This window comes from Parabacteroides sp. FAFU027 (assembly GCF_022808675.1).
GTDB lineage: Bacteria > Bacteroidota > Bacteroidia > Bacteroidales > UBA7332 > CAXXIC01.
This window is the reverse complement of sequence record NZ_JAKZKV010000005.1, coordinates 222,558-246,912: the sequence shown is the minus strand read 5'-3', so window position 1 is coordinate 246,912 and position 24,355 is coordinate 222,558. Positions and strand designations below refer to the sequence as shown.

At 42.9% G+C, this 24,355-nt stretch carries 13 protein-coding genes; 9 read left to right on the top strand and 4 right to left on the bottom strand.

Going from position 1 to position 24,355, the window contains the following annotated elements:
* Nucleotides 1–139: 139 nt before the first annotated feature.
* The 3 genes from MLE17_RS09750 (at nucleotide 140) to MLE17_RS09740 (ending at nucleotide 4,856) form a co-directional block, all read left to right on the top strand.
* Complete coding sequence (locus MLE17_RS09750) at nucleotides 140–3,214, top strand: glycoside hydrolase family 2 protein (protein WP_243348603.1); 3,075 nt, start codon at nucleotides 140–142, stop codon at nucleotides 3,212–3,214.
* Nucleotides 3,215–3,296: 82 nt separating this feature from the next.
* Nucleotides 3,297–4,097 (top strand): sialate O-acetylesterase, encoded by an 801-nt coding sequence (locus MLE17_RS09745; RefSeq protein ID WP_243348602.1) that lies wholly within the window; start codon nucleotides 3,297–3,299, stop codon nucleotides 4,095–4,097.
* Between the two features lie 9 nt (nucleotides 4,098–4,106).
* Nucleotides 4,107–4,856, top strand: a complete 750-nt coding sequence (locus tag MLE17_RS09740) for a polysaccharide deacetylase family protein (protein WP_243348601.1) — start codon at nucleotides 4,107–4,109, stop codon at nucleotides 4,854–4,856.
* A gap of 171 nt (nucleotides 4,857–5,027) precedes the next feature.
* Here the strand turns inward: MLE17_RS09740 and MLE17_RS09735 are convergent, their stop codons facing one another.
* The 4 genes from MLE17_RS09735 to MLE17_RS09720 are packed head-to-tail and all read right to left on the bottom strand — an operon-like array spanning nucleotide 5,028 to nucleotide 8,796.
* A complete protein-coding gene (locus tag MLE17_RS09735) occupies nucleotides 5,028–5,504 on the bottom strand; it encodes an MEKHLA domain-containing protein (protein WP_243348600.1) in 477 nt (158 codons plus the stop codon).
* Nucleotides 5,505–5,506: 2 nt separating this feature from the next.
* Nucleotides 5,507–6,358, bottom strand: coding sequence for a hypothetical protein (locus tag MLE17_RS09730; RefSeq protein ID WP_243348599.1), 852 nt, complete (start codon nucleotides 6,356–6,358; stop codon nucleotides 5,507–5,509).
* Nucleotides 6,359–6,369: 11 nt separating this feature from the next.
* Nucleotides 6,370–6,987, bottom strand: coding sequence for an indolepyruvate oxidoreductase subunit beta (locus tag MLE17_RS09725; RefSeq protein WP_243348598.1), 618 nt, complete (start codon nucleotides 6,985–6,987; stop codon nucleotides 6,370–6,372).
* 3 nt (nucleotides 6,988–6,990) lie between these two features.
* Nucleotides 6,991–8,796 carry an indolepyruvate ferredoxin oxidoreductase subunit alpha gene (locus MLE17_RS09720; protein ID WP_243348597.1) on the bottom strand — a complete coding sequence of 602 codons (1,806 nt, stop codon included), beginning with the start codon at nucleotides 8,794–8,796 and terminating at the stop codon, nucleotides 6,991–6,993.
* Nucleotides 8,797–10,162: 1,366 nt separating this feature from the next.
* Here MLE17_RS09720 and MLE17_RS09715 point away from each other — a divergent pair.
* The 6 genes from MLE17_RS09715 (at nucleotide 10,163) to MLE17_RS09690 (ending at nucleotide 24,210) form a co-directional block, all read left to right on the top strand.
* A complete protein-coding gene (locus tag MLE17_RS09715) occupies nucleotides 10,163–13,813 on the top strand; it encodes a two-component regulator propeller domain-containing protein (RefSeq protein ID WP_243348596.1) in 3,651 nt (1,216 codons plus the stop codon).
* A gap of 281 nt (nucleotides 13,814–14,094) precedes the next feature.
* Nucleotides 14,095–15,816: a DUF362 domain-containing protein gene (locus tag MLE17_RS09710; protein WP_243348595.1), complete on the top strand. Its 1,722-nt coding sequence runs from the start codon at nucleotides 14,095–14,097 to the stop codon at nucleotides 15,814–15,816.
* Between the two features lie 157 nt (nucleotides 15,817–15,973).
* The gene (locus tag MLE17_RS09705) at nucleotides 15,974–16,921 is read left to right on the top strand and encodes a hypothetical protein (RefSeq protein ID WP_243348594.1); all 948 of its coding nucleotides are present in this window, start codon (nucleotides 15,974–15,976) and stop codon (nucleotides 16,919–16,921) included.
* Nucleotides 16,922–16,995: 74 nt separating this feature from the next.
* Nucleotides 16,996–19,410: a glycosyl hydrolase family 95 catalytic domain-containing protein gene (locus MLE17_RS09700; protein ID WP_243348593.1), complete on the top strand. Its 2,415-nt coding sequence runs from the start codon at nucleotides 16,996–16,998 to the stop codon at nucleotides 19,408–19,410.
* 74 nt (nucleotides 19,411–19,484) lie between these two features.
* The gene (locus tag MLE17_RS09695) at nucleotides 19,485–22,541 is read left to right on the top strand and encodes a glycoside hydrolase family 2 TIM barrel-domain containing protein (RefSeq protein WP_243348592.1); all 3,057 of its coding nucleotides are present in this window, start codon (nucleotides 19,485–19,487) and stop codon (nucleotides 22,539–22,541) included.
* A 460-nt stretch (nucleotides 22,542–23,001) separates the two neighbouring features.
* Nucleotides 23,002–24,210: a PLP-dependent aminotransferase family protein gene (locus MLE17_RS09690; RefSeq protein ID WP_243348591.1), complete on the top strand. Its 1,209-nt coding sequence runs from the start codon at nucleotides 23,002–23,004 to the stop codon at nucleotides 24,208–24,210.
* Nucleotides 24,211–24,355: the final 145 nt, after the last annotated feature.

Sequence of the window (24,355 nt, the reverse complement as noted above, 5' to 3'; positions counted from 1 at the left end):
CAGGGGCAGTGGCAGAAATTGCATATATCTGTACGATTCTTTATTTACTCCGTTCAAATAAGATTTAGTTTTGCATTGGGTATTGATACCGCCTTCTTGAAACAGAAACGAACTGAAGTGAAAAACAGATAATAATAAAATGAGAAACAACAAGAAAGACAGAGTAAGAAAATTACTATTACTATGTGTAGGAGTAGTCGGAGGTACATTTTGTTATGCTTCTCCAAAGTTTGAGGGTTCCTTGCGCGAGACGTACAATTTTAACTCCGACTGGAAGCTTCGCATCGGAGATATTTCCGGTGCCGAAGCCCCTGTTTATGGCGATAAGGAGTGGAAAACGGTTACACTTCCGCGCGCTTTCAACGAGGATGAAGCGTTTCGCCAGCACATTGAGCAGCTGACCGATACCGTAGTCTGGTATCGCAAACATTTTAAATTGCCCACTTCAGAGCAGGGTAAAAAGGTGTTTATCGAATTTGAAGGGGTACGTATGGCGGCAGATGTTTATGTCAATGGCGTAAAGGTCGGACTGCATGAAAACGGCGTCATGGCATTCGGCTTTGATATTTCCGATAAAATCCGTTTCGGCGAGGACAATGTGATTGCCCTGCGTATCGACAATAGCTGGAAATACCGGGAGCGTTCGACCAACAGCCTGTTCCAGTGGAACAACAGCAACTTCAATGCAAACTATGGAGGCATTCCCAAAAATGTAAAACTGCATGTTTCGGGAAAAGTTTACCAGACATTGCCGCTCTATTCGTTCCTGAAAACCAGCGGAGTCTATGTTTATGCTAAAAACTTTAATATCAAAGGTCGGAAAGCTGTCATTATCGCTGAATCGGAAGTAAAGAATGAGACCTCTTCTGTTCAGAATATCGGCTATGAGGTGGTCATCGAAGATATGGATGGCAAAGAAATCTCCCGTTATACCGGAAAAACACAATCTGTGCAACCGGGAGCAACTGCAATGCTTTCGGCAAGCTCGCCGGTCAGCAACCTGCACTTTTGGAGCTGGGGGTATGGTTATCTGTATAATGTCTATACTGTTTTGAAAATCAATGGAAAACCGGTAGATGTGGTGAAAACCCGCACCGGTTTTCGTAAAACAGAGTTCAAAAACGGTATGGTTTATCTCAATGACCGCGTCATTCAGATGAAAGGTTACGCTCAGCGTACCTCCAATGAATGGCCGGCTGTAGGCATGTCTGTTCCGGCCTGGTTGAGCGATTACAGTAATGGTCTGGCAGTTGAAGGAAATGCCAACTTTTTCCGCTGGATGCACGTCACCGCCTGGAAACAGGATATCGAATCATGCGACCGGGTAGGGCTTATGCAAATGTTGCCTGCCGGTGATGCAGAGGCTGATGTGGAGGGTCGCCGTTGGTCTCAACGTACCGAACTGATGCGTGACAACATCATCTATAACCGGAATAATCCGAGTGTTATTTTCTATGAATGTGGAAATGAGTCTATCAGCGAAGACCACATGGGTGAAATGAAAGCCATCCGTGACCAGTATGACCCGAATGGTGGTCGTGCCATCGGTTCGCGTGAAATGCTGGACAGAAAAATAGCCGAATACGGCGGTGAAATGCTTTATATTAATAAGAGTGCGGGCAAACCGATGATTGCCACCGAATATTGCCGTGACGAAGCTTTACGTAAATACTGGGACGAACTGACAGCGCCTTATCATAAGAATGGTGCCGGCCCGTTGTACCGGAATGCTCCGGCCCCGGATTATAACCGTAACCAGGATTCCTTTGCCATTGAGGAACTCAAACGTTGGTTTGACTATTTCATAATGCGTGCCGGAACCGGTACACGTGTAAGCTCAGGGGGAGCCAATATCGTGTTCTCTGATACCAATACCCATTGTCGGGGAGAAGAGAATTACCGTCGGAGCGGGGAGGTTGATGCTATGCGTATCCCCAAAGATGCCTTCTTCGCACACCAGGTAATGTGGGACGGTTGGGTGGATATCGAACACCCACGTACATATATCGTTGGCCACTGGAATTACGCTGATAATACCGTGAAAGATGTATATGTGGTATCTCCATCCGAAAAGGTAGAGCTTTTCCTGAACGGTAAGTCGCTCGGTTTCGGTGAACGCAGTTATCATTTCCTGCACACGTTTAAGAATGTGGCATATCAACCGGGGACTTTGAAGGCTGTAAGTTATGAATTTACCCCTAAATCACCTAAAGGGGACTTAAAGCCCAAAGACCGTAGTAACGAAAGCCCCCTTCAGGGGGTTGGGGGTAGCTGGAAAGAGGTTTCTTCCGATACAAAAAACACTGCGGGAGCCCCGGCTGCCTTGAAACTCACGCTGATTAAATCACCTCTTCCGGTAAAGGCCGATGGTGCCGATATGGTACTAGCCCAGGTAGAAGTAGTGGATGCAAATGGCCAGCGTTGTCCTACAGTCCAAACTCCGGTAAACTTCAAACTGGATGGTCCTGCCGAATGGCGTGGCGGTATTGCCCAGGGACCGGACAACTATATTTTGTCTAAAACGCTTCCGGCTGAGTGTGGCGTTAATCGCGCGTTAATCCGTTCAACCACAGAAGCCGGCAAAGTTACCCTGACAGCTTCAGCTGAAGGACTGCAATCGGCTATGATATCATTTGAAACAACACCTGAAAAGATAGTTGATGGTTTAAGTACAGATTTACCGGGAGATGGTTTGCCATCTTATCTTTCACGCGGAGAAACGCCATCTACACCCTCTTTCAAAGTTTCCCGCAAAACGGTAGATATCGTTTCTGCGACAGCCGGAGCTAATGCCGATAAGGTGAAAAACAGCTATGACGATAACGAAATGTCAGAATGGACCAATGATGGCAAAATATCTACCGGATGGGTTACCTATCAGTTGGGGCGTAAGGCAGAGATTTCTGAAGTATGCTTTAAGTTCTCCGGATGGCGTTCGCGCAGTTATCCTATCGAGATTTTGGTCGATGGGAAAGAGGTTTGGAAAGGCAATACAGAGCCCGGACTCGGATATGTAACACTTGCCGTGAAACCTACTGTAGGAAAAAGCGTAACAGTGCGACTAACCGGTACTGGCACAGAGAAAGATGCTTTCCAGAATATGGTTGAGCTGAACGGAAATAAAGAATTGGACGGATTCAAAGAGCCGAAAAATATCAATACCAAAGGACAGCTTCGAATCATTGAAGCAGAGTTTTTTGAGAAAGTGGAATAAATAGTAACCCTATGATAAGGACAAACACAATGGATTGCGCATTTGCCCCTAAGTGTTTGTCCTTTCTTGTAAAATGACAAATATGAGACCAGTTTTTCTATTGATTAGTTTCTTCGCGTTGATTGTAACGGGAAGCGCACAAAATAGCACATTGGAAAACAGACTGAAAGAAAATCCTTCCAAAGTATGGGTATTTATCCTTGCAGGGCAGTCCAACATGGCGGGTCGGGGGAACGTGGAAGCACAGGATACCGTCACGACTCCACGTGTTTTGAGTATGAATGATAAAGGAGAAATCGTTCCGGCCAGAGAACCGCTTAATTTCTACGAGATCAAAATGCAGGGAACCGGCTGCGGACTGGCATTTGGGAAAGAGTTGCTGAACTCAATACCTAATGATGTATCTGTTCTTATTCTTCAGACAGCGGTTGGCGGAAGTTCTATTAATCAATGGATCAAGAACTCCACTCACCGGGATATCCAGTTGTTTACTAATTTCAAAGAGAAAGTAGAGTTGGGAAAACGATACGGTACCATCAAAGCCATCTTGTGGCATCAGGGGGAGACGGATGCCAAACCGGAAGGTATTCAGCAAAGGCAGGAAAACCTCAAAACGCTGTTTGGTATGTTTAGAAATGCTATCGGTAATGATTCACTACCGATATTGATGGGTGAGCTCGGAAGTTACTCTAAAACGCCTGTGTTATTTGCTCAGATGAATGAACAGACCCGGTTGTATTCAGCATCTGACCGTTTAACTTCGGTCATCACTACAGCTGATTTTCAACACCGAGGCGACTTTCTGCATTTTAATTCAGCTGGTCAGCGGGAAATGGGGAAACGTTTTGCCCGGGAATATGTCTGTAAGTTTATGACCAAATAATAAAGGACGATGAGAAAGAGTATTGTCATCAGCTTGCTAATGATGTTTGTAGTCTTGTCAATTCAGGCAAAGAAGAAAAACGAAACCGTGCATCGGCCCGTGGTGGTGCTAACTTTTGACGATGCGGTCAGAAGTCATTATACCATCGTTGCTCCGTTGTTGAAGAAGTATCATTTCGGAGGAACCTTCTTTGTCTGTGACGTAGCTCAGAAAAGACCTCAGGATACCGCTTTTTATATGACCTGGCCGCAAATCAGCGAGCTCAACCGCATGGGATTCGAGATAGGTAACCACACCGCCCATCATAAGAATGTTACGACACTGACACGTGAAGAGTTGCAAAATGAAGTCAATATCATTGAAGCAAAATGCAAAGAGTACGATATTCCCCGTCCCTTGTCTTTTGCTTATCCGGGAAATCGTTCTGATTCATTGGCTCAAGTCCGTCTCAAAGGGCTGGGCTACCTGTATGGTCGTGCAGGTGGTAGCCGTACTTACATCCCGATGCAGGATAGCCTGTTGCAGGTGCCGAGCCACACCATGAGCAATTCGGAGAAGCAAAAGGAGCGTGTGATGAATGCCCTTAGTGGCTTAAAACCCGGAGATTTTCTGGTGCTGACTATTCATGGAGTACCAGACCTTCAACATCCGGATTACTCCACCCCACCCGAACTATTCGAAGAATATCTCAAATATATGCACGAGCATAATATTCAGGGGATTGCAATACGGGATTTGAAGAAGTACATCGGGCAATAGAAGCCCCATATTAAACGCAAAGACGCCAAGGTGCAAAGTGATTTAGAAATAGACACTTTGCGTCTTGGCGTTTTTTTATCCGATAAAGATAAGAAGCAGATGTTGTTTCACTCTTTTCGGGAAGCACGATATTTCTATTGTGCAGGGTATCTTTTAATGATCAGCGGATGTTTATAAATAGTCATATTCATCAAATAGCGCAGCTTGACCAATTCTGTTATTTTCCGAATCATATACATTCCAGAGAATTACGTTTTTAATTTCAAATCTCCTACCTGATTTAGATATTCTGATACCCGAATAATCTTTGGAAAATCCTTTCTCTTCAACATCAGCTAAAAACTTTTCCCTTTTATCTCTCTGGTCACTTTCAGCAGAATATTTGGAAGGCATATTAGTAATCTCTTCCCATGACATTTCAAAAAGGTTAAGCGCAGTTTGATTCGCATAGTTAAATATCGGGTCATTTGACCCATTATGAGCTAAAAGGACATAGCCGGAACTGAATGCCTGTTTTGCCTGTTCTTCTATACTCAGGGAAAAGTCAACTATCTCGATATTTGCTAACTTTCTCAAACTATCTGTGATCAGATAAACATAATCTTTCAGATAATCATTTTCGATATTGGGTACACTGGTCTTATCCATTTCTAAATATATTTAAGGGCCTCTTTGACAGTCATCTTTTCTTTGATGTTTCTGGCTTTTGCAAGTTGGTTGCAAACACTGATAATACCATTTTCAAGTATGTCCTGCCCGTTAAAAATCTCTGCACTCATGCAGTCTACCGTGCATGCAAGGATTCCGGCCTCACTTAGAGATGCGAGACTTTTTATACCTGCATTATTTTTGCCGATTCCGGCATCATTAAAAAACACGGCTTTAACGTGACGTTTTTGCGCATAATGTCCGGCACTTACTCCGCCATGCGATCCACACACAACAATATCCCCGGCATTATTTTCATTTAAAAAAGTAATGCTATCGGCCACGGTGACGATTACTCCGTCAACCTGGGTTTGGGTTTGTTTTTTTATATCTTCTTTGCTGCCGGCATCCTTCTCCTTATTCGAAATAAGAGATTCAGAATTCTTACTTTCCGGAGTAGACAACGTATGCTTGAAAATATTAATTATTTTGGCAACGGCATCTTGTACAGAATCACCGATTTGTATTCCCGCTGCTTCAGCCCTGCTATTGGTGTGGCTTATGATTCCGCTCTCCCAGGTATCGCGGGCAACACCAATCTCAGCGCTATTGTGGTCAACGGCACAGGCCAGAACATGCTTAGCCTCATAATGTAGGAGACCGCTGATACCAGCCTGATTTTTGCCTATGCCAGCATTGTTGAGAAAAACAGCTTTTACCTGACAGTCTTTTACTTTTCGGGCAAAAGCCCCGTTATCACCGCAATGCGATGCGCACACAAGAATCGGACATGTATTACTGTATTGTAAATCACCTAAGCTATCGAGTAATACTACGCCTTCGGGTAATTCCATGGGTTTAATAATTACTGATTAATTTCTGCCAGTTTAGTGCGGGCAATCGAAATTCCCTTTTCGTATGCTTTTATATTTCCTTCAACAAACTTTGCAGGAACACTATCCTTCACGATCTGAATCATCTCATCATGTGAATAGCCTCTACTTTCAGCGTAGATGGCAAGCATAACAATATTCATCATTTTGCTGATATCAAAATCCGGACTTTTATTCTCTTCGGGATCAATAATAAATGTCTTCTTTCCAGATTTTTTTATTAGCTCAGTTTTAGATTCAGGCATATCTTTTTCCAGGCGGGTGTTTACGCTGGAAGTGGATAACTCAAAAGTGCTTGAGAAAATAGTACCGTCTTCTTTCAGGCAATGCAAATACCGGAGTGTTTCAGTTTGCTCAAAAGATATAAGATAATCTACATCACCTGCCTTGATAAAGGGCGATAATACCGGCTTGTTTGAATACCGAAAATGACTTTCGACACCACCGCCACGTTGTCCTAATCCAATTACGTCAGATATTTTCAACTCATAACCAAGTTTCATATAATACTTGCTTAAGAGGTTACTGAAAAGCAGAATACCTTGTCCTCCTACACCTGCTATGATAATATTTTTTCCTGTATCTTGCATTTGTTATCGTTTTATTGCGTCAAACTTACAAGCTGTTGTACAAAGTCCACAGCCCACACAAAGGTCTTCGTTAATCACTATTTCTACCGAGCCATCCTTCGCTTTTTTACTCTCTATCGCTAAACATCCGACATTGATACATTTACGACATTTAGTACATTTTTCCTGATCGATAAAATAAGGAGTATCTTTAGGGAGCTTAAATTTAGTTACACACGGTTTTTTTACAATGACAACAGAATTAGTGTCGGCATTGACTGCATTTAATATAGCTTTTTCCAGCTCGTCAAATTCGTATGCATCTACGGTAACAATATCTTTTACACCAACGGCTTCGCATACTTTGGCAATTTCAAGTTTGTTTTCCGGTTTATAATTAAACCCAAACTCACTGGAAGCCACATGCTGACCACCGGTCATAGCCAAACAGCTATTGTCAACAATAATCGTTGTTGACTGACTGTCATTGAAAATCAGGTTCATCAGGCCATTGATTCCGGTTGCCCAAAAACCGCCATCGCCTATCATGGCCACAAATTTTTCTTTGTGATCTTTCGCCACATTGTAACCATGAGCCAGCGCGATGCTCGAACCCATACATTTTTGCAGTTGATAAGACTCCATGTGAGGGAAGCAGCCAATCAAACCGCAAGTAACATCGGCAGCCCCTTTTATTTTATGTTTTCTTAGAATTTGTGAGATGAAAAGGTGAGAACAGCCTGCACAACTAACCGGTAGCCTGAAAGGTACACCTTCCATGGTAATTCTTTTTGGTGCATCCGGAATGAGTTTTTCCTCGATAATATCGGGAGTAAAACGCGTCATTACCGGGAACTTCGGAAATAATTCTTTCCCGATTACTGAAACGCCTAAATCCTTGACGTTCTTTTCAATAATATCATGTCCGTCTTCAATCACATAGAGTTCCTCTACATGTTCGGCCAATTTGCGAATCAGCTTTTCCGGAAGTGGCATAACCATACCCACTTTTAAAATAGAGGCTTCGGGTAAAACTTCTTTTGTGTAAAAATAAGGAGTGCCTGCAGTAATTACCCCGATCTTTTTGCCATTCAACTCCAGCTTGTTCATATCGAAGTCATTGCTGTCCTGAGCCAGGCGCTTCATCTGAGCCGGAAAATCGTGAAAGCATTTGGTTAACTTCGGATGCTCTGAGCCTTTTGCATTCATCATCATGGTGGTCATGATAACTTTGCTGAAGCTTACCGGATATTTTTCTCTGCTTTTAACTTTGTAAGTATATTCTTCATCAATGACAACTTTACTGGTTGTTTTGCATATCACCGATGTTATTTTAAGTATGACCGGGGTTGAGTATTCTTCGCTAATCTCGAATGCCCTAACCATTAAGTCTTTGGCTTCCTGACTGTCGCTTGGCTCTAATACCGGGATATTAAACATATTCCCATAATGACGAACATCATTGTAATCATCACCTGCAATTCGACCAACATCATCACCAACTACCAATACCAAGCCACCGTTAATCTGACTGCCTGCAGCTCCACCCAGGGCATCAGCCGCCACATGCAAACCCACAGTTTTCATTACTGCGAAGCTTCGATAACCTGCAAATGAAGCTCCAATGGCGACTTCTAAACCTACTTTCTCATTTGTGGACCATTCACAATAAATCTCAGAGTAATTTTGATGGGTATAATCCATTACCTCTGTGGAGGGTGTTCCCGGGAATCCGGCAGCAACTTTCACTCCTGCTTCATAGGCTCCTCTGGCAACTGCTTCGTTACCATTCATCATTTTTATTGTGGCAATCTCATTTACTGTCTTCATATTGAAATCTAATTCCTCTTTTCTGTAGGGTGGTTTTTATCAGTTTTTTCAAATTCGGCAAAATTAGATGAATTATTTCAAGCCCCAAAATTTGGATGGCTATTTAACCAAATTGGCAGTTGGTCGGTCTGAATTACTTGCTTTTCAATACTTTGAATGTTCCTGAATTCAGATTTGTGTGCTACAAATTATTTGCTATTTGGTGTCCTTAAATACATGACAATCAATAACTAAAACTGTAGCAATATTGTATTTGCTTTTCACTAAGCTTGATGTGGTCAACACAAAACTTTTCGCAAAACTTTTACCCTACCAGTCTGAAATAAAATTTTGCAAAAGCTTTAATTGATGCTAATTGTAACATTATTCGTGAAACATGGGCTAATTTGAAAAAAGTAGCGTTCAAGGTTTAGGTCTGGAAATTTGTCAAACAATAGTTTAAACGATTGCTGAGGCTTTCTTCAGTTGAAATCAGGCAAAGCCATCAGAACAAGAGCAGCGCACATTCATTTATTGTAACACATGGGTTTTAACCCAGTGAAATGATACGGCTATTGTTGCCAGTTGGGAGGCTGGCTTCTAGTTCGAACGAAGACAGAGTCTTCGCTCAACTACCTCAACGCTAGATTATGCTCAACGAGAGGTTATCCTGTATACCGGATTATGATATTTGTCATGTTTATGATTATCCTGATAGCAGGATTTTGTATTTTGACCCATTTTCGCTTATCCTGATACCAGAATTTTATATTTCGGAGCACTTTATCAAAATCCTGATACCAGGATTTAACAACCGAACACATTAAATCAAAATCCTGCTATCAGGTTTTTGCAACCATTTACATAAAGTCAAAATCTTACTATCAGGTTTTTGCAGTCATTTGCATTTGAACAAAATCCTGATAGCAGGATTTTATATCTGCATGCTTTTGACCAAATTCAGGCTAACAAGATATTGTTTTCAGATACTGATGAAATAAGTTCTGTTTTCCGGGTAGAGGGTGAATCTATTCTTTACTTTCGGTGTGATTACCCATACAAAAGATGCGATAACGCACAAATTGTGTGTGATATCGCATCTTTTAGTACTGTGAATCTTATCTCTTTTTCTATAGCTAAACGTAGAAGATTAACTGAAAGAAAAATAGTAATGATTCTGAGACAGAGATATTGCTATTTTGTGATATCCCTTTTTACTTGACTGGATTATCATGCAAAATAGAAGAACAGTGTATCTTTGTGTGAAGATTCATATTTAAAAGAATTCGGGTATTACTATCAGGCCTATTCCCCGAATTCATATTCCGCTTCGTCCATGAAAAAAATTCTTTCGTATTTCCTCCTTCTTATTTTATTTATAACACAAATGTCCGGAGAAGTCAGAAGGCTTCGTTTCCATTATTTATCGACCGAAAACGGATTACCCCGGAATTCAGCCTGCTCCATTACTGAAGATAAATACGGATTTATCTGGATTGCAACTATCGACGGACTTTGCCGGTTTGATGGATATAAAGTGAAAATATATTCTGCCATTCCCGGAAATTCAAAGTCACCCGTCAATAACCGGCCAAAAAAAATAATCAGGGACCGGCAAGGTAATATCTGGAGCTCTTTTTCTTCTGATAGCCGTTTTTGCCGATATAACTATCTCTCGGATGATTTTACTCCGTATCAGAAAACGTCTGTACCGGATTATATCAAAGCATTTCTTGATAAACCGGATAACTCTTCAGGAACGGCAGAAAACAGCGAATTTCAATGGAGAGTCGATGTAAATGGTCTGATTCAGATAAACAAGAAGACACAAGAGCATATTATATATCGTTTTGACCAGAATAGTGATTATGGACTTAAAGATGCCATGGTGGGGGAGCTTTTTCTGGATTCCCGCAATACCTTGTGGCTCGCTACCAATGCCGGCGGGGTCTGTTATGCTGATGTAAACCAGCCCGGTTTTAAATCATATTTTAATAAGGGAAGCTTTCCCGGGAAGTTACCTGAAACGACAATTCGGGCTGTTTTCCAGGAAGAAAACGGGAATCTTTGGTTGGGAACCCGAAAAAGCGGACTGGTCAGGGTGCGTAAAGGTGACCGTGATTTCACAATATTCAGGCATGACCCACAGAATAGCAATACGATAATCCAGAATGAGATTCGGAAAATCTATAAAGATGCTAAAGGCGAATTGTGGATTGGAACAAAGGGAGGACTGGAGCGATTGAATACCGCTGGTAACGGATTCAAACATTATCCGGCCATGGACAGACGAAGTGCTACCAACTGGATTTATGCGATAGAAGAAGACAACCGGGGTAATTTATGGATAGGTACCTGGATGGCCGGTGTCGCAAGATACGATAGGGGGAAGGATAAGTTTATATCGTATCCACAACTCAAAGCCTCAAGATTTAATTATATACGGTCATTACTTCGGGAGGGAAACAGCTGTCTATGGGTAGGAACCGAAGGGCATGGACTCTTTCTGATGAGGCGTTCAATAGATAAAGGCAGGGAGAAACTCTCTTTCATTTCCTATCATTACAATCCTCAAAGTGAAAACTCTATAACGGATGACCGGGTGTATTGTCTCTGCAAGGATAATGATGGCTTTTTGTGGATAGGTACAGGTCGGGGACTGAATCGTTTTGACCCCCAAACAGGACGCTTTATTCATTTTCCTGATAAGCGATTTATATCCAGTGGCGTAATCACCGGAATTCTCAATGATGGTCATGGCAACCTATGGATAAGTCATCCGTACGGCCTGACCCGCATGAATTACAAAACATTCCGAACCAGTGATTATTCCTCTCAGGACGACCTTTTCAGGAATGAGTTGTCGGAAGATGCTTACTTTAGAAATCCTAAAACAGGAGAATGTTTCTTCGGTGGGAATTTCGGAATTATCACCTTTTTCCCTGATTCTGTAAAAGATAATCTTTGTCCCCCAAATGCTGTAATAACCGATTTACTGATTGCCGGGAAATCAGTTGCAGTAGGCCAGTCTATTCATGGACATGTAGTATTGCCTCAACCCGTTTACCTGTCAAAATCGGTTATGTTAAAATGGAGTGAACGTAATGTAGAGTTGGAATTTGCAGCATTGCATTTTACGAATGTCCGAAATAATAGTTACGCGTATCGGCTGACTGGATTTGACAAAGAGTGGAAGAATGCAGATGCAAACAACCGGAAAGCGTTATATACCAACCTTCCGGCGGGCAAATACCTGTTTGAAGTAAAAGCTGCAAATTCCAATGGAATCTGGCAACAATCGTCCACGACCTTGCAGATAATCGTGTTACCGCCCTGGTGGCAGACCTGGTGGGCCTATCTTTTCTATTTGCTGATTGTATCGGGAATTTTTTATCTGTTACATCGTATGTTGGTAAGTCGGGAGAAGTTGAAACATCAGATTCAGATAGAGCGGTTAAATGCAGATAAGGCAAGGGAGCTGGAGGTTCTGAAATCGAAGTTTTTTACCAATATCTCCCATGAACTGCGAACACCTTTAACTCTGATTCTGGATCCGGTAAAGAAGCTGGTGGCCGAGAAAGAGAGTTTTACCTCATCAACCCGCTATTTTCATGAATTGATTTATGAAAATGCAAAGCGCTTGTTATCTCTGGTAAATCAACTATTAGATTTGAAAAAGGTAGAATCGGGAGAGATGAAACTGCAATATTCCCGTTTTGACCTGAATGAAAGAATTCGTAATCTGATTAGTCTGTTTGAATTACAGGCCAATGAGCGCGGTATTGATTTGCATTTGATTTCGGATGGAAATCTGATTGAGTTAGAGGCTGATGCCGATATGCTGGATAAGATAGTTCTGAATTTGCTCTCCAATGCTTTTAAATTTACTCCGGATAAGGGAAGTGTTTTGTTGAAAGTAGCTTATTCAACGGACAATCAGTTTGTCCAAATCTCCGTACAGGATTCCGGACAGGGGATTGCCCCTTCCGATATGGATAAGATATTTAATCCGTTTTATCAGGCTGATAGCAGCGAACAAAAATATGGAACCGGTATAGGGCTCTCACTCGTTAAGGAACTCGTAGAAATGCATAACGGTTCAATTCGTGTAGAGAGTATTGTAGGGCAGGGGACTTCGTTTCATATTACCCTTCCTATATCAGCTAATACCCTCCGGTTAACTGAAGTGAAAAGAGAGCAGCAAAATCTAGAATTGTCCACGGTTCAGTCTGTTACCTTGTCAGAGGATAATTCAGATGAGAATATTGTTGACAATGCTAAACCGGTAATAGTGATTGTGGAAGATAACTCCGAAGTGCGGGAATATCTCAGGACAGTGCTGAGTGAGCATTTTAATGTGCATGATGCGGTAAATGGAGTGAGAGGGTATGAACTTACGCTTGAGTTGATTCCTGATTTGGTCGTTAGTGACATGATGATGCCGGAGATGGATGGAATTGAATTGTGTGCCAGACTTAAAACGGAGATTAAGACCAGCCATATTCCGGTTGTTCTATTGACAGCCCGCTATTCGGAACAATTGAGAATAAGCAGTTTTGAGACAGGTGCAGATGATTATATCACCAAACCATTTAACTCGGCAATCTTAATTGCCCGCATCAGGAACCTGATAGAGTCAAGGCAAAAGCTGAGACAACTTTTTGACAAGAATACCGGATACAATACCCGTGTAATCGGAGTTAATCAGGTAGACAAACAGTTTCTCGAAGAACTGGTTAATCATATTCATGATAATATGAGCCGGATATCGTTTGATGTGGAAGAGCTTGCCTCAATGATGAGTATGAGCCGGATTCAGCTTAACCGAAAAATAAAATCTCTTACGGATAAAACCGCTCAGGAATTTGTTCTGACTGTGCGACTCAGTAAAGCTGCTGAATTCCTTTTGTCAGGAACATATAATGTTTCTGAAGTATCCGATATGGTGGGGTATAGTGAAGTCTCTAGTTTTACCCGAAGTTTTACCCGGCAGTTTGGCGAGTCACCAACAAGCTATATCGTTAGTCATAGCGTCTGATTAGCGCACTTTTTATTGCTAGAAAAACCGTTGTCTGTACAATATATTCATAGCCTGGCATAAATACCCCATAACCAGACATGTAATATTGTATCATTTTATTGTGTATTTACATTATGTCAAGCATTTGTCACATTCTGTCAAATGCGTGCACAGGTTTGTGTCCTTAATTTGTATATAAATATTGGCTCAGGAGTCCATTCATTAAGATCAGCAGCCAATTTATATAACACAGGCATACTTTACCCAAAATCCGATACAATCAATTAAATGTTTAACAGATGAAATTACTTCTACGCATTCGTGATTTTATGAATAGTAAGGTGATCCAAAAGATTATCATGATCACTTTAGGAGCAGTCGCTTTAGCCTGGTTTCTCATCCGGGTCATACCAAAACCCAGCCGCGCAAGCTATCCTTGTCAGCGGGCCGCTTTTCCTTTGGCCAGCGCATTTGTTATCTGGCTCACCGGAGTGGTGTCCAGTCTGTTTGGCCTGAAACATTTAGGTCGAAAATTTTCGCATAAGCAATGGGTGGTCATCAGCTGCTCAATAGCAACAATGGTCTTGCTGATTGCGTGGTTAACTATTTTCCCTTCTAATATTGTTGATTCATTTGCGTTAACTCCGACTAAGGAGTACGCTCCGGCTGTAGGTTTCGACTGGAAACCGGGTGCTTCCAATCAGCCAATAGGTGAAGCAAAAGGAATTTTCCCCGGTCGTGTGGTGATGGTGCGCGACCCGAAAGCCGCTCATTGGGCCGGTAACTGGAAAGAGAAGAACGACCAATGGTGGCTGGATAAAAACACCGATAAGGAGCGCGTCTCTCGGATGTTGTCGTCAACCATTCAGAAACTCACCGGTGCAAAAAACGACAAGTCTTCCTGGAAAAAGATTTTTGAATACTACAATCAATCGGTTCGTGGATTGAAAAATCGCGGTTATCAGTCGGGCGAAGTGGTGGCCGTGAAAATTAACCTGAATAACAGTAGTGTAGATAAGCAGGACAACCAGACTGATGCTACTCCGCAAATGGTGTTGGCGATGGTTCGTCAGTTGGTCAATCAGGCAGGAGTGTCGCAAAAGAATATTATTGTATATGATGCCCGCCGGCAAATTTATCCATACATGCTGACCGAGATTTGGAATGAATTCAAAGATGTTCGTTTCATGCAGGAAAATGCTCCCGACTCAAAACAGCCTGTCAATCCGGCTTATGGTGATTACACCGGTCTGGAAGCTGCTGACTGGGTGGAAGGTATTACCTATTCTGCCGGAAAATTCAACAAGGCTAAATTGATGCCCCGTCAGATAAAAGAGGCAACTTACCTGATTAATCTGGCAATTCTTAAACTACATTCCTATCCTTACAATTATATGGAAGACGGTGACGAAGGGCAAACGGCACTCACAATGACGGGTAAAAACCATGCCGGCTCCATCAAAGGAACTTCGGAGCTTCACTCCATCCTGAATACAAAAAAAGAAGGGGTGAAAAACGCTTATTCACCACTGGTGGATTTGGCTGCTTCGCCTAATTTGGGTGGCAAAACCATTCTGTACGTGCTCGATGGATTGTACTGTGGTCGTAAGTGGCGCTGTTATCCTTCGCATTTCCCTAATTATCCTTTTAACAATAAAGTAGAACCTTACGAAAATCCCGAATGGCCATCGTGTGCATTGGCTTCATTTGACGGGGTAGCGATTCAGTCTGTTGGATTGGATATTATGTACGCACAAAGCAAGAATAACTACGAAACATCATACCATAATGTCCCCCGAATTCTGGTTCGGGAAAATGCTGATGATTTTCTGCGCGAAATGGCAACTCCGCAAAACGCTCCTTCGGGTACGAAATACATGCAGGGTGGAAAGCCGGTGCAGAGCCTGGGTGCTTTTGAGCATTGGGACAACGACAGCACCATGCGATATTCGCGCAACCTGAATCCGAAGAAAGGAAAAGGGATTGAATTCCTCCATTTTATAGCTGGGAAGAATAAATAACCACCCGCCGGACAAGCTGTGATAGTTGTTTCCGGAATAAAGTTATTAATAATCAACATTCTAAATATCCATGATGAAAACTCAGATTCGTATATTATCTCTCATTTTCTCCCTGTCAGTTTTATCATTCGTCCATGCTCAAAACAGAGAGTTGACTGTGAATAATACTACAGATAGCATCCGCATGAAACGTGTTTCCCCTGAACTAATACCGGGTAATGAGTTATCTCATCTCGATTTCTTTTACGCGGGTGAAGCCAGGAAACAAAATATGTATATTGTCAGAAATGGCAAAATTGGATGGTCCTACACTCATCCCGCAGATGGTGAAATCAGTGATGCGGTAATGTTGTCAAACGGCAATATTCTTTTTGCTCACCAGTTTGGCATAACCGAAATCACCCCACAAAAGAAAGTGGTCTGGAACTACGATGCACCTACAGGTACTGAAACCCACACGGCTGTTCCGATTCGGAAGAACAGGGTGTTGTTTTTGCAAAACGGAAACCCGGCCAAACTCATTGTGATGAATAAGAAAACAAACACGGTGGAGAAGGAGCTGATTATGCAAGTGGGTAATCCCAACAAGATTCATGGCCATTTCCGCCACGCCCGCCTTACCAAAGCGGGAACCATTTTGGTTGCTCACATGGATATGGGACGCCTTTGCGAATACGATTCTGATGGAATCCAGTTGTTTAAGATGGATATTCCGGGTCTCTGGTCAGCTGAAGAGTTGCCGAACGGACATTTTCTGGTAACCAGCAAAACCGTTGTTCGTGAAATTGACCGCCAAAAGAATGTTATCTGGGAATATGCATTAAGCCTTTCCAAAGAGGACGGTTGCAGCGTTACTTCGCCACAAACTTCCGTTCGTTTAAGCAATGGAAATACCATTATCAGTAACTGGTTTAATCAGTGGAACGGAAACGGCCAGGTGGATATGAACAATCAACCGGTGCAAGCAATTGAAGTAACTCCGGACAAAAAAGTTGTATGGGTTTTGCGTCAGTGGCAATCGCCCGATTTGGGACCATCAACTATTATTGTTCCTCTGTCTCAGCCACGAACTACGGAAAAAGCTTCCTTCGGGAATATTCATTGAGAAACACCTTCTTGTTAATTATTCCATTGATGATTAATAACTTATTCGCATACATATCTTAGATATATTGTTTTATGAAACACAAACTTATAACGGTTGTGGTGCTGATGATAATTTCTATATTATCAGTTTTTTCTCAACCTAAAAACGCATCAACCCTTTGGTATAATCGTCCGGCTAAAATATGGGAAGAGGCTTTGCCTATCGGAAACGGCCGCCTGGGAGCTATGGTCTTTGGCCGTGCTGCCGAAGAAACCATCCAACTAAACGAACAAACCCTCTGGACTGGTGGCCCCGTTGATTTGAATGCCAAAACAGATGCTCCGTCTTACCTTCCGAAAGTGAGGGCAGCTCTTTTTGCTGGCAATTACGATGAAGCAGCAAAAAATATGCGAAAGATGCAGGGTAATAACTGCCAGATGTACCAGCCGCTTGGTGATTTGGTCATCTGGCAGAAATTTGATGGAGAACCAGTCAATCTTTATCGCGATCTGGATCTTACACGTGCTGTGGCAACTACCCGTTTCACGGCAAACGGAACCACCTACACACGCGAGATCTTTTCATCTGCTCCCGATCAGGTAATTGTGTTACGTCTGACTGCTGATAAAAAAGGGATGTTGAATGTCAGTATGAATGTTCGCCATGAGCTGAAATATCAAAAGGAATTTACCACTAAGAATGAAATAGTACTGAAAGGGAAAGCCCGGATTTCTTCTGATACCCGCCGGGCACCACTGCCTATTATATACGAGGACAGTTTGGGGCAAAAGGGGATGCGATACCAGTTTCGTGCCAAAGTATTGGCGACAGATGGTAAAGTATCGACGGATAGTCTCCTTAATATCACTGGTGCCACCGAGGCAATTGTGTTGGTATCGGGTGCCACCAGTTTTAGTGGCTATGATAAATTTCCGGTATCAGAAGGCAAAGATGAGGAAGCAATAGCTTGTGCTTATCTTGATAAAGCCCTGGGTAAATCCTATACTCAGTTATTAACCGCTCACCTGGCCGATTTTCAGCGGTTTTATAATCGGGTGGAACTTTCACTCACGACCAATCCGGTAAACGATCAGCCAACCGATGAACGCTTGGCGAACTATAAAAAAGAAGCCAATGATCCTTCGCTCGAAATGTTGTACTTCAATTTCGGACGTTATCTACTGATCAGTTCAAGTCGTCCTGGAGGACTTCCGGCTAATCTTCAGGGTATTTGGAATGGTAATATCCGTCCTTCGTGGGGCAGTAATTTCACTACCAATATCAATCTGCAAATGAATTACTGGCCTGCTGAAATTCTGAATATGTCTGAAATGGCTTCTCCGTTGATCGATCAGATTAAACGTTATGCTGTAACGGGTAAGGCTGTAGCCAAAAGCTATTACAATTGCAACGGATGGACCGTGCATCACAACTCTGATATCTGGGCCATGGCCAATCCCGTATCGGGTGATCCGAAATATGCCAACTGGGCATTGGGAAGTCCGTGGTTGTGTCAGCATTTATACGAACATTATCGCTATTCAGGCGATACAATATTCCTGAAAGAAACGGCTTACCCACTGATGAAAGGTGCTGCCGATTTTTGTCTCGACTGGTTGACAGAATACAAGGGTGAGTTAGTAACAGCTCCATCCACTTCTCCCGAGAATGACTATTACTTACCCGATGGAAAGAAGACGTCGGTAACCATAGCTTCTACTATGGATATGGAGATTATCCGCGACTTATTTACCAACCTGATTGAAGCCTCTCAAACCCTGGGTATTGATGACGCCTATCGTAAAATGCTGATCGAAAAGAGAGCTAAGATGCATCCGCTTCAGATTGGGAAATGGGGCAATCTGCAAGAATGGTACGGTGATTATCAGGACGTGGACTCACAGCATCGCCATGTTTCACACCTGTTTGGGTTACATCCCGGACGTGAAATATCACCGCTTCTTGACATGAAGTTTGCAAATGCATGCCGCAAAACCCTCGAAATTCGTGGTGATGGAGGTACCGGTTGGAGTAAAGCCTGGAAGATTAATTTCTGGGAGCGTCTGCTTGACGGTGACCATGCTTATAAAATGTATCAGGAGTTGCTGAAACAATCCACGCTGAACAATCTTTTTGATTCGCATCCGCCCTTCCAGATTGACGGAAACTTCGGGTCGATAGCCGGTATTGCCGAGATGTTTGTTCAAAGCCACTTGGGCGAAATCCAATTGTTACCGGCATTGCCTTCGAAGTGGTCGGATGGTTATGTGAAAGGCTTGCGTGCCAGAGGCGGATTTGAAACTGACATCAAGTGGTCGAAAGGTAACCTGACCTCGGCAGTTATCCGTTCCTCAATTGGCGGAACCTGCATATTACGTACTAATGTACCGGTTGTAGTCAAAGGTGTGAAAACTATAACCCGGAAAGTGAAACTCGGACAGGCTGTTCAGTATGTTTGCCGTTTCGATACCAAAGCGAGAAATGTGTATGACGTAATGAGTAAATGATTTTATAACAAGTCGCGGTATAACGGCTACGGAGTTGTGAATAGAATCGGAAAATTATCAAAAAGAAAATACGTATGAAATTGAAAAAGATTATTACCGGTATTTGTCTGCTTCTGACATTACTCAGTAGCGGCAGCGTAATGTCGCAGGTGTTAATGCCATCAAGAGGTTTGGGGAAACAAATATCGTTGAATGGTATCTGGAAATTCAAATATTTCCCTTCATCGCATATAGGGAAGGATACCGCATTTTTTGATACCCAAACAGATGTGTCCCGTTGGGCTGATATAAGAACACCCGGTCACTGGGAATTGCAGGGATTTGCTGAACCTTTTTATGGTAAAGAGCTGAAGGAGGGAGCCGGGTTATATCGTACTGAGTTTAATGTGCCTGCCGATTGGAAAGGAGAGCCCATTTATATTGCTTTTGACGGAGTGCAGTATGGTTATCAGTTTTGGGTAAACGGGAAATACGCCGGAAGCTTCAATAGTTCCTTTAACCGGCAAACCTTTGACATATCCTCATTCGTTACGCCCAGAAAAGCGAATGTGCTGGCAGTTCGGGTGACCACACGCTCAAAAGGATGGGAGTTTGATACAAACGATTGCTGGTCGTTATCCGGAATTATTCGTGATGTGACTTTGTTTAGTTTACCAACTACCCATATCAAAGATTTGGTGGTGAGAACCAAAGTAGGTAAAACCGATGCAACGCTTTCGGTTTCGGCTCTGATTGAGAAAGTATCAGGTGGTAAATTCTCCTCTACGGCAACAGTTACCGCTACACTGACTGACCCTGAAGGTAAGGTGGTGAGGGCGTTTTCGCTTACACGAAGCAATTTAAACGCTGCGTCCGATACAGCTTCATTTTTCCAAAATATAAAAATTGATGCTCCCCGTCTGTGGACAGCCGAAACACCGAATCTGTATAAACTTTCTGTTTTTCTGAAAGATAAAGGAAAAGAAATCCAGCGATACAATGAAAAGGTCGGTATTCGAGAAATTACCTGGGATAATGGCATTCTCAAACTGAATGGCAAGCCCATCAAACTACGTGGGGTGAACCATCACGACCTGTCGCCGGTTAATGGTCGTTCCGTTACCGAAGCTGAAATGCTTCAGGATTTAAAGCTGATTCGGGAAGCAAATATCAATTATATCCGTACTTCCCATTATCCTCCGCACTCTCATTTTATTGAGCTGTGTGACTCTCTTGGATTCTATGTGATGGAAGAAGTTCCATTCGGTTTCGGCGATAATCATTTGAATGATAAATCCTATTTGACAATCCTAAAGGAACGGGCGAAATCAACTATCTGGCGGGATAAAAATCATCCCTCAGTCATCGTGTGGAGTGTGGGGAATGAAAATCCGTTGACACCGATGTGTATTGAAGTGGGAGAGTATGTAAAACAGCTCGACCCGACTCGTCCGCATTGTTATCCGCAGATTGGTTCCTACTTCCGGAAAATATACGAAACTATCCCTGCTTCTGTCGATATTTTGTCACCTCATTACACCGTTCCGGCTGTGTTGCGTGAATATTCCAACAAGTTTGACCGCCCGATGATTATAACCGAGTATGCCCATGCGTTGGGTCTTGACTTTGACCGTGTAGAGGCTCTGTGGGAAATCATGTATGCCAATCCGAAGCTGGCTGGTGGTTCCGTATGGCATTTCTTTGACCAGGGCATTTTGCGTAAGTCGAAGGAAAAGACCATTCCAGGTACTTTTACCACCTCCGTTTGGCAAGATTCAGTTACTGTGTATGACAATTGCGGCAATCAGGGGGCTGATGGTTTAGTTTATGCCAATCGTGTTCCTCAGGTGGATTACTGGCAATTGCGCAAGGTGTACACGCCTGTGAAAGCGATGGATGATACTCTACTTGTTTCTGGCGGAAAACAGACGGTCAATCTCAAAGTGAACAACCGATACGACTTTACCAATCTTTCGCAAACTCGGTGCAAATGGGCACTTTATGCAGATACTACGGCGTTGGAGTCCGGAAAAAGCGCTCTGGATTGTGCTCCCCATGACACAATGAACCTGACGATAAATGTCAATCTTCCGGAAAAGGTAGACGCAAACTATTACTACCTGAAAGTGCAGTTTAGCGACAAGCAGAATTATACTTTTTATGAAAAAGTCTATCCGTTGCAGGTCAAAAATCATACAACCGGTTTGCGTCAAAAGCAGGCATCCAAAGCTCAGAAACCGGTTTTGAAGGCCAATACCATCACTGGCGGAGATTTCAAACTGGGATTGAATCCTCAAACGGGAATGATAAAGCTGACTGACCTATCCGGTTCAAATTTAATTGCGAATGGCCCTTATGCCCGCATGGGACGCAAAACCACCATGTCTGAACTGGCAACCACTAGCAAACCGGCGGAAAAAAAAACAGCAAACATTGACGACCCTTTGATGACAGAGAAAAACAGTGCTGAAAGTAATCCGGTCTGGACGCCTCATTTACTGACCCGTCCACAGGTGAAAGTCGAAAGTATTACAGCTAAAAAGATGGTAGTGAATTATACCTACGAGCGACAAAACGGCAAAGGTCAGTTTATTTCCGGCAAGGTAATCTATTCAGTTTCTGACAGTGGTCGTATTGATGTAGAATACCGTTTTGTGCCCAATCAGGCAAAAGGCATTGCACTCGAGGCGGGACTTTCATTCCTGATGCCGGCATCGTTTACTGAATTTCGTTGGGCTGGCAAAGGGCCTTACCCTGCTTATCCCGGAAAAGACAGACTAGACGAATTCGGCCTTTACCACCTGAACAGTGCAGACCTGAATTACCAGGGAAACCGGGAGGATGTGGATATTGCCATTCTTTCCGATGCGCAGGGCAAAGGCATTGCTCTCGTGGCAAATAAAAGCAATATTGCCGTGGAGAATACTGCTGAGGGTATTATCGTCAGCTACAATGCTTATGTTTCAGGACGATTCAACAAAGGAAGCATGCCGGAAACGAAAGTAAATGTGGAAAAATTGCAGGAAATATCCGGTCGCTTTTCTATTGTGCCACTCAATGCCAATTGGCCTGATGTTCTGCATAAACTATTTGGTTCATCCACTAATCTGGCGAAACCTTTTAAGCCGTTTTATAATAGTTATGACCAGTGAAATGAATAGTCAAACCATATTGAAGTGCGAAAATCTGAACTCCACATGCCTGATGTTTTGCCATTTATAGTAGTCTCTAATGGGTGCAGCGGTTTTTAACCGCTGATTCTAAACGAATATTATCGCGGTTAAGAGATGGTTATCGGGATGCGACACCCGCAGAGTAACCTAATGCTTCTTGTATAGTTAACAAATGTAAAAATAAATGGTGTTAAATAACATCGTAAGCCCAAAATAACTTCCTTTGCAAAACCACAACAGGAGTGTGGGAAATACTTACAGCTCAAAAAATGAGAAGAAATCTAATTAACATAGTAGTGGTCGCCATTATTGTCACCTGGGTCAGAACGATTCACCGACGGTAATGCTATTGCTATAACTCAGGAAATAGACTACCCCCTTTCGGTGATTGACCGGAAGGGGGTTTTTTCATTTAATAACTTCATCAAAACATTGAATTATGGATTCCAGTTCCGAATCGAAGAAAATGGCATTTGCCCAAAGAATGGAGGGGGTACCCCGTTCATTTATTCGTGAGATACTCAAAGTAGCAATATCACCCGAGGTTATCTCTTTTGCAGGCGGTTTACCTAACAAAGAGCTCTTTCCTCTCGAAGCGTTGAGTGCCTCGGCTCAGAAACTAATGACATCCGGTGACCGCAACATTTTGCAATACTCCAATACCGAAGGGTACATCGGATTGCGCAGGAAGATAGCCGAACGATATGCAAAGAAAGGGTTGTCGGTCAATCCGGACAATATTCTCATAACGAACGGTTCACAACAAGGCCTCGACCTGTTGGCAAAAGTGTTTATCAATGAAGGCGATAAGATTGTGATTGAAAAACCCGGATACCTGGGTGCCATTCAGGCATTTTCGGTATTCAGACCCTCTTTTATTCCTGTTCCTCTCCTGGACGATGGAATAGATACGATTCGTTTTGAAGAGGCTGTGACGAATGAATCTCCCCGCTTAGCCTATCTGATTCCCAATTTTCAGAATCCGTCCGGGATAAGTTACAGTTCTGAAACCCGTCAGCGGGTAGCAGATATTTGCCGAAATCGTTCGCTCTACCTGATTGAAGATGACCCGTATGGGGATATCCGCTTCAAGGGAGGATCGTTACCATCGTTTTATCACTTCATTCCGGAACAAACCATCATGTTGGGGACATTCTCAAAAACAGTAGTACCGGCATTTCGGTTAGGCTGGATAGTTGCACCGGATAATGTGATGGATAAGCTAATCATTGCCAAACAGGCTGCCGATTTGCATACTGACTATTTTACACAACGGCTGGTTTGCCAATACCTGACGGACTATGATGTTGACAATCATATCGCTACCATCAGTAAATCTTACGGTAAGCAGGCAAAAGCTATGATTGCGGCTATTGAACAATATTTTCCACCGGAGGTAAAATACACCCGCCCCGAAGGTGGAATGTTCCTGTGGTTAACGCTCCCTGATGACATCAATGCCATGGAGCTTTTTGAGCGGGCTATTCAGGAGAATGTTGCTTTTGTACCCGGAAATCCTTTTTACACAGACAATGAAAATGTCAATACTTGCCGGTTAAACTTTTCATGTTCGAATGAAAGTGAGATTTTTATCGGCATTCAGAAGTTGAGTCAGGTTATCAGGGAAATGATGGCTGAGAATGCGTAATGTGGAAACTCTTAACGGCGTCAGTCAGGCAGTACATTGTTTTTCTGATGTTTCGCATTATTCTACAGACTGCAAATATTATGGAACTCTGCCCGGTTATCATTAGATAAACTGAGCGAGTTCCGTAGTCTTTGTAGAATACATG